Source organism: Chamaesiphon sp. OTE_75_metabat_556 (assembly GCF_031378165.1).
Lineage (GTDB): Bacteria > Cyanobacteriota > Cyanobacteriia > Cyanobacteriales > Chamaesiphonaceae > Chamaesiphon.
This window is the reverse complement of sequence record NZ_JANNDR010000234.1, coordinates 1-11,107: the sequence shown is the minus strand read 5'-3', so window position 1 is coordinate 11,107 and position 11,107 is coordinate 1. Positions and strand designations below refer to the sequence as shown.

General features: G+C 47.4%; 5 protein-coding genes. 4 read left to right on the top strand and 1 reads right to left on the bottom strand.

What is annotated here, in order from left to right:
* Nucleotides 1-127: 127 nt before the first annotated feature.
* Entirely contained in the window at nucleotides 128-451 is a 324-nt protein-coding gene (locus RMO27_RS09640) for a thioredoxin family protein (protein ID WP_396133653.1), read from the top strand.
* Between the two features lie 112 nt (nucleotides 452-563).
* Nucleotides 564-1,727: an LL-diaminopimelate aminotransferase gene (locus RMO27_RS09635; RefSeq protein WP_309731785.1), complete on the top strand. Its 1,164-nt coding sequence runs from the start codon at nucleotides 564-566 to the stop codon at nucleotides 1,725-1,727.
* Nucleotides 1,728-1,733: 6 nt separating this feature from the next.
* On the opposite strand, the gene RMO27_RS09630 is transcribed toward RMO27_RS09635, so the two are convergent.
* A complete protein-coding gene (locus RMO27_RS09630) occupies nucleotides 1,734-2,606 on the bottom strand; it encodes a bifunctional class I SAM-dependent methyltransferase/HIT family protein (protein WP_309731783.1) in 873 nt (290 codons plus the stop codon).
* Nucleotides 2,607-3,020: 414 nt separating this feature from the next.
* On the opposite strand from RMO27_RS09630, the gene RMO27_RS09625 reads away from it, so the two are divergent.
* Both RMO27_RS09625 and ilvA read left to right on the top strand, forming a co-directional pair.
* Nucleotides 3,021-9,191 carry a translocation/assembly module TamB domain-containing protein gene (locus tag RMO27_RS09625; RefSeq protein ID WP_309731781.1) on the top strand — a complete coding sequence of 2,057 codons (6,171 nt, stop codon included), beginning with the start codon at nucleotides 3,021-3,023 and terminating at the stop codon, nucleotides 9,189-9,191.
* 237 nt (nucleotides 9,192-9,428) lie between these two features.
* Nucleotides 9,429-10,952: a threonine ammonia-lyase, biosynthetic gene (ilvA, locus tag RMO27_RS09620; protein ID WP_309731779.1), complete on the top strand. Its 1,524-nt coding sequence runs from the start codon at nucleotides 9,429-9,431 to the stop codon at nucleotides 10,950-10,952.
* Nucleotides 10,953-11,107 lie beyond the last annotated feature (155 nt).

Sequence of the window (11,107 nt, the reverse complement as noted above, 5' to 3'; positions counted from 1 at the left end):
TTCCCCTTTCCCCTTCCCCTAAAACCTAAAACCCAAAGCCTATTCTCCATCCCCTACCGCTGAGCTGCGTTTTGCTCTAATCTAGAGGGTAATAATATCTTTACGATCGTTTGCGGAGTTTATCAAAGTGAGTAGCGTTACAGTCATCAATGATGCACAATTTGAAAGTGAAGTTTTACAAGCAGAGCTACCTGTACTAGTTTACCTCTGGGCGGCATGGTGCGGGCCTTGTCGGTTAGTGGCACCATCGATCGACTGGATTGCGAATAATTACCAAGATCGAGTTAAAGTAGTCAAAATGGAAATCGATCCCAATCCCGAAACCGTCAAAGCCTATAAGGTGGAAGGTGTTCCAGCGATTCGTCTATTCAAGGGTGATGCCCTCATTCATGCTCTAGAAGGTGCCATTACCAAAGATAAATTAGCAACTATCCTCGATGGTAATCTCTAGAACTAAGTTGCTTAAATATTTGCCACATTAAAATCAGCAGAAATCATTAGTGGGCATTGCCCATAATATGTTTAGCTGTCAACTGTCAACGATCGACTGTCAACTAACTTAAATGCAGTTCTCCCAACGCCTTCAACCATTAAAAAGTAATGTCTTTGCCGACATGGATCGGGCCAAGGGAAAGGCACGGGCACTGGGACAGCCGATCATCGATCTATCGCTGGGTTCGTCAGATTTGCCCACCCCACCGCATGTCATCGCTGCAATTCAGTCAGCATTAATCGATCCGACTACTCACGGTTATTTATTATTTAATGCGACGCGGGTATTTCGCGAAGCCGTTGCAAATTGGTATACCAACAAATACGGGATAAGTATCGATCCAGAGACGGAAGTATTACCGCTGATTGGCTCCCAAGAAGGAACGGCACACTTGCCGCTGGCGATTCTGGAACCTGGTGATGTAGCTTTACTCATGGATCCTGGCTATCCGTCCCATGCTGGCGGCGTCTATTTGGCTGGGGGCGAAATCTACCCGATGCCCTTACATGCCGACAATGGATTCTTGCCCGTACTGGGGGATATTCCGGCTCCAACCCTTGCCAAATCGCGGATGATGGTATTGAGCTATCCACACAATCCTACTACCGCGATCGCGCCGCTAGCCTTCTTTGAAGAGGCAGTTGCTTTTTGTCAGCAACATCATCTGGTGCTAGTGCATGATTTCCCGTATGGGGACATGGTATTTGGAGATCTTCAAGTACCCTCGATCTTACAAGCCGATCGCGACAAAAGCGTCTCGATCGAGTTGTTCACGATGTCTAAGTCCTATAATATGGGCGGCTTTAGAATCGGTTATGCGATCGGCAATCGGGACTTAATTCAAGCTTTGCGCCAAGTGAAGGCGGTAGTCGATTTTAATCAGTATTTAGGAATTTTGCACGGTGCTGTAGCCGCACTCAGTGGCGACCAAAGTTGCGTCCGGCATACCGTAGAGACGTTTCAGCAACGGCGCGATACGTTTATCACTACCTTAGCTGCGATTGGCTGGCAGGTGCCGACACCGGCAGCAACAATGTATATCTGGGCGAAGTTACCACCACAATGGGCGCGTAACTCGATCGATTTCTGCACGGAATTAGTCTGTCAAACTGGGGTTGCCGCTGCGCCTGGAGTCGGCTTTGGGAAGTCGGGTGAAGGTTATGTCCGCTTTGCACTGGTACACGAGCCAGCAAAATTACAACTGGCGGTCGATCGAATGGCAAAATTCTTGTAGGTGAGTTTAGCCACGACGATCGATTCTAACCTGCTTGGGAATGACCGATCGCATCCCACTTTTGGCACCATTGGCATCGCCTTGATAGCGGGGGATGATGTGAATAGTGGCGTGATTCATTGCTTGTCCCGCTGCTTTATTAATATTCATCCCGACATTAAAGCCATCGGGGTGAAATTCTTGGTTCAAGATTGCTTGAACTTTATTTGCCATCAACCAGCAAGCCGATTGTTCTTTGGGTGGCAATTCAAAGTAGTTGCTGATATGCCGTTTGGGAACGATTAAGACATGCCCTTTACTCAAAGGATAACCATCAAACATCGCATAAGCCGTTGCTGATTCGGTGAGTAAATTTAGCTGGCGATGGGGATTGCAGAAGATACAATTATTGGCTGAATTCCATTGATGGTTGTAATGGACATATTCATAAATTTCACAATATTCATTAAGCTGAACCGATTTGAATGGGAGCTTGACCGTACATTGATAAGTTGGTTTTTTATGAACGTAATGCTCTCGAAATCCTTCCTTTTTTAAATCTCGCCTCACCGCATAATAAGCTTTGCCACCAGGTTTGAGCAGATAAGCGATATTCATCAGTACGTCAGCTTGTTCCTCTGGCATCAATACATTCAGGACATAGCAACAAAAAATCGTCTCAAATTTACCAACTGGATCAATCGGTAAATAATAAGGATCGTAGCCAGTAATATCCAAACCCTTGCGCTCCAAAAGCTTGACATCATTCCCCAGTCCGCACCCAAAATCGAGAATTCGACCTCTGAGTAGATCCCGATCGAGTAAAAATTGGACTGGTGATGATATTTTAGTCCGATCGATCGCGGTGAGATGGCTGAATTTATTTGCTAGTTTTTTCATGTAATCAAACTGTAAATATTGCGAGCGTTACTAAGATCGGACGGTATCGATCCCGATCGGCAACATTGTTAGCTGAGGTTACAGCAGCTAGTGACGAAATGTAAGTATCGATCTAGTGGAACATCCCAGCCATTGCTGCATTCATCATCATTAGGTAGAGTCGATTGACATAGTAAAAAAACAATCGATTGGGTAGCAAATAGCAGGTAAATTGCGGCTCATCGAGATATCCGCATCATACTGGCTACTTTCATCCACAGATACACATAACCGGAAATTGCGATTGTACCGATCGGGTGTTAACATTGGGCACAATACCCAAGTAGGCTTGGATTTGAGCGGGGCTGTCAGCTCGCGATCGAATTTAGGTCAATAGTTAGTTTCAGCTAGTGCCCGTGTCGATTTTAGCCTCAGTTGGACATCTCCGTCGAGCCAAACGCGAACGCCCAGCCTCCACCACAACCTCTACAGCCGCAATTGACCAGTAATTTACCACCTAGCTCTCGTCGTTGGCTGAAGTTATTTTTAAAAACTGGCAGCATCATTGGTTTGGGTTTATGCCTGTTGTCGATAATTGGCATCTATATCGGTCAATCGTGGGCAAAAAGTCAGCTCTTACCGATAGTAGAGCAAGAATTAACCAAGAGTCTCAAGCGACCGATTAAACTAGGCAAAATTGAAGATATTTGGCTCAACGAGATCCATATTACTAATGCTACAATTCCGGCTCATGGTAGCGATCTCAATCAGCTTGTAGTTCCAGATGCTTTTGTTAATTTTAACCCGCTAAAATTAGTAGTCGATCGCACCTTGAAACTCGATGTGCGAGTAGTTGCCCCGCAGATTTCACTATCCCAGAATGTGCGCGGGGAATGGTTGAATATTCCGCCTCAATCTAAACAATCTCCACAGCCGATTAAAATTGTCGTCGGTACGGTGAGAATTGATAATGCACAAGTGACGATCCTGCCTTATAGTGACAACCCGCAACCAATTAAGATCGACAAAGTTAATCTCCAAGCTGATCTCAATGATGCTCAGGATCGAGTGAAATTTGACGGTGGTGCACAGTTTGGGAGCGGACAAGCCAGCATTAGTGGGAATAGTTCGATCGCCAATGGTGCAACCCAATTAGTTGTTAAGGGTCAAAAATTAGATGCTGCTGCGGCAACGCGGATTGTTAAAATCCCCCAAGTCCGAATCGATCGCGGCACGGTAGATGGCGATCTAAATTTAGAGATCGATCCCCAAAAACATCTGCAAATTAGTAGTAGGCTGTTGATTCATGATGGCAAACTGACGATTAATAATGTACCGCGCAGTTTAGATGAAATTAATGGTTTTATTAATGTATCGGAACGGGATGTCAAATTTAATAATGTCACAACTAAATACGATCGAGTAGCGGGCGTAGTCGCGGGCAATCTGAATTATGTGACTGGTTATCAGCTCAGTGCCCAAACCGCTCCGATTACGCTGCCGGATCTGGTTAAAAGTATCGATATTAAGTCGCCTTTCCCATTATCAGGTGCTGCCGTCGCTCAGTTACAATTAACGGGCAAATTAGATCGACCAATTCTAGCTGGTAAGTTTAATAATACCCAACTCACTCAAGTCGATCGAGTCCAGATCGATCGAGTTAATGGTAACTTTAAATTGGCCGATGGCCGGATTAAAATCGACGCAACCGCGCAACCTAAATTAGGCGGTAAAGTTACAACTCAAGGCGAAATCCAGCTTTTAAAAACGCCCCAGACTCGCTTTGAGTTCCAAGCCGAACGGCTGGCTGGCGATGCCCTCAGCCGGCTGTATGGTGCCAAATTACCCGCCCAGGTTAAAGTTGGCGATACGTCAGTGCGCGGCACGATCGAGGGCACTGGGGCGGCGATCTATACCAATCTCCAAGTCGTTGCACCTCAGGCGACATATCCCGTCAGTACCGATCTGCAAATTACCCCAACCGGAACGGCACTGATCCGAGGCGCGACGCTGACAACGGCTGCTGGCAAAGTCCTGGCAACTGGAGCTATCACCAAAACTAACTGGCAGCTCAATTTACAACCACAAGGGATCGATACTCAGCAATTAGCCAAAATTGGCGGCTTAAATCTAGCAACTAACTATAGTGGTAAATTAAGTGGCAATATTCAGGCGACGGGTTTAAATAGCGATCCTCAACTCGATCGATTACAAGCCAGTGGGCAACTAAAGTTGCAGTTACCAGCCGGACAGATTGTTGTTGATCGGATTAGGATCGATCGAGGTCGATGGCAAGCTCAGATCGGCAGTAATGCCCTCAATTTACAACAACTAGCCACTCACGAAATCGCTCAAGCTACGAACGCCCCAATAGCTCAATCTAAAGTACAGCTACCGCCAGGAATTATTAGTGGTAATCTTCAAGTCAGTGGCAATAATTTACAGCAGATTACGCCTGATAATATTTCGGCACAAGGAAGAGGGAAGATTAAATTAAAAGCTGGAGAAATCCAGTCGCAGAACTTAACTCTTGCCAAAGGTAATTGGCAAGGAAAATTTACCACCAAGAAGCTTAAATTATCTGAGTTTAATTCCCAAGTCGGCGGCCAACTCAGTGGTGAAGCTCAGCTTACTGGCAATCTCAATTCCGCTACACCTGAATCTTTGCTGGGCTTCGGCAAGGGTGAAATCGAATTACCGCAAGGTAAGATTGTCGGTACTAACTTACAACTCGATCGTGGTAAATGGCAGGGTAATCTCCAATCTTCCACATTAACTTTAGGTGGATTAGTACTAGCCATTCCGCGACAATTTAAAAATGCGAAATTCGATGGTAATGTGCAAGTTGCTGGCGATCTGCGACAACTTAAGCCCGATCAAATTAGTGTCATTGGTAATGGCAATCTTAGTTTAGCTGGCGGTCAGATTCGCGCCCAGAAATTAGAAATTAGATCCGGTAAATGGCGCGGAAATTTTGGAATTGATCGCCTCAAACTTGGTGATTTTAGCACTCAAATACCAATAGGATTACAACCAGCCCGACTGACTGGTAATTTTGTTGCAGCCGGAGAATTAACCAAATTCAAGCTTGATCGATTGCAGGTTAATGGTGATGGCCAATTACAGCTAGCCGAGGGTAAAGTTAGAGCGACAAAATTACAATTAGCCAACGGTAATTGGTCTAGCAAGCTCGCGATCGCTAATTTCAAACTAGGCAACTTTAACGATCGATTATCACTCCCACTCCAAGCTAGTAAAATTATCGGCAACTTTAATATTGCTGGTAACACAAACAAGCTCTCACCAACAGCAATTACAGCTAATGGTGATGGAAAATTAAGATTAGCAAATGGTGGTGAAGTCGCTGCTACTAATCTCCAACTCAATGCTGGAGAATGGCAGAGTAATTTGGCAGTCCGAGGCTTACAATTAGGTGCCGTCAATCGCGATCTACCGAGAGCCATTCAAGCGGGATTATTAACTGGTAAGCTGATCGCATCTGGCGATCTGAATACTCCCGAACTCGAACGCATTCAAGCTAGCGGTAACGGTACTATTAACAACTTGCTTGGTGGCAATGTTCGAGTCGATAATTTAGAGATCGCCAACGGAAAATGGCAGAGCAAAGCGATTGTCGATCGCTTGAACATTGGCGAACTCGCTAAATTTGCACCCAAAAGTGTCGGCGATCTCATCGGTGCCGCTGCCCCTCCCGCCAATCGACTAGCCGGACAAATTAGTGCTAATTGGCAACTCGGTGGCGATCTTCAGTCAAATAGTGTCGCCAATCTCCTGGTTGCTGGTGAAACTAAATTAACTAATTTTCAAATCGGTACATTAATATTCGATCGCAATTTGAATGGAGATATTCGTGCTAATCCCGGACAGGGTGTTGACATTGCTTTTGCCGGTCAAACCGATCGATTAGCACTATCGCTTGATCGCAATTTTCAGCCCCAAAATTTCGATCTCAAACAACAAGATGTAATTGCTAAAGGTAGTGTCGATGGTCAAGTGCTAGGGATTAATGTCGAACGCTTACCGATCGCTTTACTCCAACCCTTAATTCCCAAAAAATCGGGTATTGAGCAATATCGATTTGCCGGAACTGCGACAGGCAATTTAGCGATTAACTTGGCTAATTATCAAGTTAGTGGCGATCGAATTGAAGTTACCAATCCGATCTTCGGTGCTTTTCAAGGCGATCGCTTACTCGCTAATTTTCGCTACGCCAATGGGCAACTCGATCTCCAAAATACCGAAATTTATAGCGGTGCCAATCTGTATCGCCTCGACGCCAGCCTCCAGCCTGGGGCTAGTGCCCCTGTATTCCAAGCCAAATTACAAGTTTCCAGCGGCAGTATTGAAGATATCCGCAACCTGCTCCAGATTTTCAGCACCGAGGATCTCTTCACCCCACTCAATCGCCGTAAATACGGTACCGCTGCCGCTCTCGGCACCGCCACTGAGAAAATCGCCAATCGTCCCCAACCCCTCAATAACGAACTGCGGCGGCTCTCCGAACTCCGCCGCTGGCTGAATCACGAAGCAGATCGCCAGCAAGAAACCAATTCGATTCCCAACCTGGGTAACTTACAAGGCAACTTTAGCGGCGAAATCGTGATCGCTAATAATGCCAAAACCGGACTCACTAGCGATTTCAACCTCGCTGGCTCCAAATGGCAACTCGATCGCTATCGGCTCGATCTCATCCGCGCTCAAGGCAACTTGCGCAATGGCAAACTGCATTTCGAGCCACTCAATCTGACGATCGATAATAGTCAGATTGATGTTGCGGGAGACTTTAGCTTGACCAACCAAAATGCCAAAGTCAACATCCAAAACTTCCCCGCAGAGTCCCTCGCCAGCCTGTTCGAGCTGCCAGTCGCGATTAAAGGTGGCGTTAATCTCTCCGCTCAAATTGGTGGCAACCTCGCCAATCCGCGCGCGAATGGCGAGATTTCCCTCAGTAACGGGACGATCGACGATGTCAAGCTTCAAGATGTGAGGGGCAACTTTGGGTACAATGATGGCCGACTGGATTTTAGTACTAATGCCAACTTTGCCAACGCACCGATCGTCTCCCAACAAGATCTGATCGCGATTACTGGCAGCATTCCTTATCAATTACCCTTCGCCCGCCAAACTACAGCGAGTGAGAACATTAAAATCGATTTAGCCCTCCAAAATCAGGGTTTACAAGTCCTAGATATCTTTAGCAAACAGCAACTACACTGGCTCGATGGGCAAGGTAAAATCGCCCTCAAGATCGATGGGAAAATGAAACCTTCGGGTACTATTGAAACCCTCACGGCCCGAGGCACTGCCAAGATTACCAAAGGCCGAATCAAAAGCATCGCCATCCCTGAACCCTTAACCGATGTCAATGGCGAAATTATCTTTGATTTCGATCGAGTTGAAGTCCAAAAATTGACTGGAAAATTCAATCGCGGCCAAGTTTCGGTCGCTGGCATCATCCCGATTTCCGACGCCTTGACGATCGCCGAGAACCAGCAACTCGCCATTCAAATGGATGGCATCGCCGTCGATCTCAAACAGAAATACAAAGGCGATGTCAATGGCAAACTCAAGATTCTCGGTACCGCCCTCAATCCCATCCTAGCTGGTGATATCCAGCTTAGTAATGGCCAAGTGTTCTTGCCCGAAACAGCCGACACGACGCCCACGATCTTAGGGATTGCCCCCACAGTTGTAGTTGCCGAAGCAGCAGCACCCACTCAAAAACCGATCCAACTACGCGATCTCCACTTCACCCTCGGCGACAATCTCCAAATTACCCGCGCGCCGATTTTGAACTTTATCGCCACTGGTAAAATCGATCTCGAAGGGACGATCGACAATCCCCGTCCCTTCGGCCAAGTCAAGCTCCAAAAAGGCTCCGTCAACCTGTTCACCACTCAATTTCGACTCACCAGCGATCCGCAGACAGCCGACTTCTTTCCCACATTGGGCACCGATCCCGTCCTCAATCTCCGCCTCTACGCCAGAACCCTCGAAAGTAACTCTAGTATCTTCGCCCAACGTAACTCGATCGCCCGAACAGCTAGCAATGGTGAAATCGATCGACCTGCCGATTTTTATACTACTAGCCTCGGTTCCGTCCAAACCGTCCAAGTCGAAGCCCGCGTCGCTGGACTCGCTAGCCAAATCACCCAGCGACTCGAACTCACCAGCACCCCCGCCCGCACCCAACCCGAAATCGTTCTCCTCCTCGGTGGTGCCCTCGCCGAACGCCTGACATCTGGTGGCGATATCGGCCTGGGCGTGATTAGCCTCGCCAGTTCCAATCTCCTCAATAGTCTTCAAGATCGGATTAGCGACGTGCTGAGTTTGAGCGATTTTCGACTGTTCCCGACGATTACCAAAGATCCGAATACCAATAGTAATTCCACCTTCGGGATTGCCGCCGAGATCGGTACCAATATCACCCCCAAAGTCTCTACTTCTGTCTTCAAAATCCTCACCAATGGCGAGTCGCCCTACTACAGCATCCGCTATCGCATCAACGACCAATTTTTACTCCGAGGTTCGACCAATCTCTTCGGCGAAAATCGCGCTGTTGTAGAATTCGAGCAAAGATTTTAACTTATTAGAATCAGTCTCGATCGATCTATTAATCAAATCGCTATTATCTCTCGGTGCTACTCGTGAAGATATTGCAACGGCGATATCTGGAAATTAACACAGATCTGTAGGGGGCGGGTTTATGCTAGAAATTATTGTTGTAACGATAACTATCGGACAAACCTGCCCCCACAGCATTAATGTTTGTGGAATCGATCGAGTAGACTAGATTTACACCAATCCCCACCTGCTCCGGCCATGTCCAGCGATCCCGACTACCTCCAAAAAATCCTGACGGCTACCGTCTATGATGTGGCGATCGAATCACCACTTGATCGTGCTCCGATCCTCTCCCAGCGATTGAAAAATCAGATTTTGCTCAAACGAGAGGATATGCAGCCCGTATTCTCCTTCAAGCTGCGGGGAGCCTACAACAAGATGGCCAAACTCAAGCCGGAACTGTTGGCGCGAGGGGTAATTGCGGCTTCGGCGGGCAATCACGCCCAGGGTGTCGCATTAGGTGCCAAACAACTGGGGACGACAGCAACGATCGTGATGCCAGTGACGACCCCCCACATGAAAGTAAATGCGGTGGCGGCTAGGGGTGCAGAAGTGATTTTGTGGGGTGAGACTTATGATGATGCCTATGCTTATGCTTGTCATCTAGGTGAAGAACGCGGATTGACATTTATCCATCCTTTTGACGATCCCGATGTGATTGCCGGACAGGGGACGATTGGGATGGAAATCTTACGTCAGTATCAACAACCGATTCATGCGATTTTTGTAGCGATCGGCGGTGGGGGCTTGATAGCGGGGATTGCAGCGTATGTGAAGCGGCTGTACCCAGAGACGAAGATAATTGGGGTAGAGCCAATGGATGCGGATGCGATGAGTCGATCGCTAGCTGCTGGCGAACGGGTAAAACTCGATCGCGTGGGTTTATTCGCCGATGGGGTAGCGGTCAAGGAAGTGGGCGTCGAAACCTTCCGGTTATGCCAGAAGTACGTTGATGAAGTGATTTTGGTCGATACCGACGATATCTGTGCGGCGATTAAGGATGTGTTTGAGGATACGCGATCGATCCTAGAACCGGCTGGTGCGCTGGCTGTCGCGGGTGCAAAGGCTTATATCGAGCGCGAATCGATCGAGGGTAAAACCCTAGTAGCAGTAGCTTGTGGCGCGAATATGAATTTCGATCGACTGCGATTTGTGGCGGAGCGGGCGGAAGTCGGCGAACATCGCGAAGCAATTCTAGCGGTGACTATTCCCGAAGAACGCGGTAGTTTTCGCCGCTTTTGTACCTGTTTGGGTACTCACAATCTCAGCGAATTTAATTACCGAATGGCTAATGCCACCCAAGCGCACATTTTTGTCGGCATCCAAGTCCAAAATCGGGCAGATACGGCCACAATTATCGCCAAGCTCACCGCCGAAGGCTTTGAGACACTCGATCTCACCGATGATGAAATGGCCAAACTTCACCTCCGCCATCTCGTCGGCGGACGTTCTCCAGTAGCTCAAGACGAACTCCTGTATCGATTTGAGTTTCCCGAACGCACGGGCGCACTCACCAAATTTCTCAATAGCATGAACCCTGACTGGAATATCAGCCTCTTCCACTATCGCAATCATGGTGCCGATTACGGCAGAATTTTAATCGGCATCGAAGTACCACCAACGGAGATGAACGCTTGGGCAGATTTTCTAGATCGCACCCCCTATCGCTACTGGGATGAACGCACCAATCCTGCTTATCAATTGTTTTTGGGGAATAGTTAGTGAATAGTGAATAGTGGATAGTGAATAGAGGGTAGAGGGTGTAAATTCGGACGCTTGCGTCCTATCAACTATCAACTATCAACTATCAACTATCAACTATCAACTATCAACTATCAACTATCAACTATCAACTATCAACTATCAACTATCAACTA

Bases quoted from the DNA above. Each gene is read 5' to 3' on its own strand.
- RMO27_RS09635 (WP_309731785.1), top strand. From the start codon at position 564: ATGCAGTTCTCCCAACGCCTTCAACCATTAAAAAGTAATGTCTTTGCC.
- RMO27_RS09630 (WP_309731783.1), bottom strand. From the start codon at position 2,606: ATGAAAAAACTAGCAAATAAATTCAGCCATCTCACCGCGATCGATCGG.
- ilvA (WP_309731779.1), top strand. From the start codon at position 9,429: ATGTCCAGCGATCCCGACTACCTCCAAAAAATCCTGACGGCTACCGTC.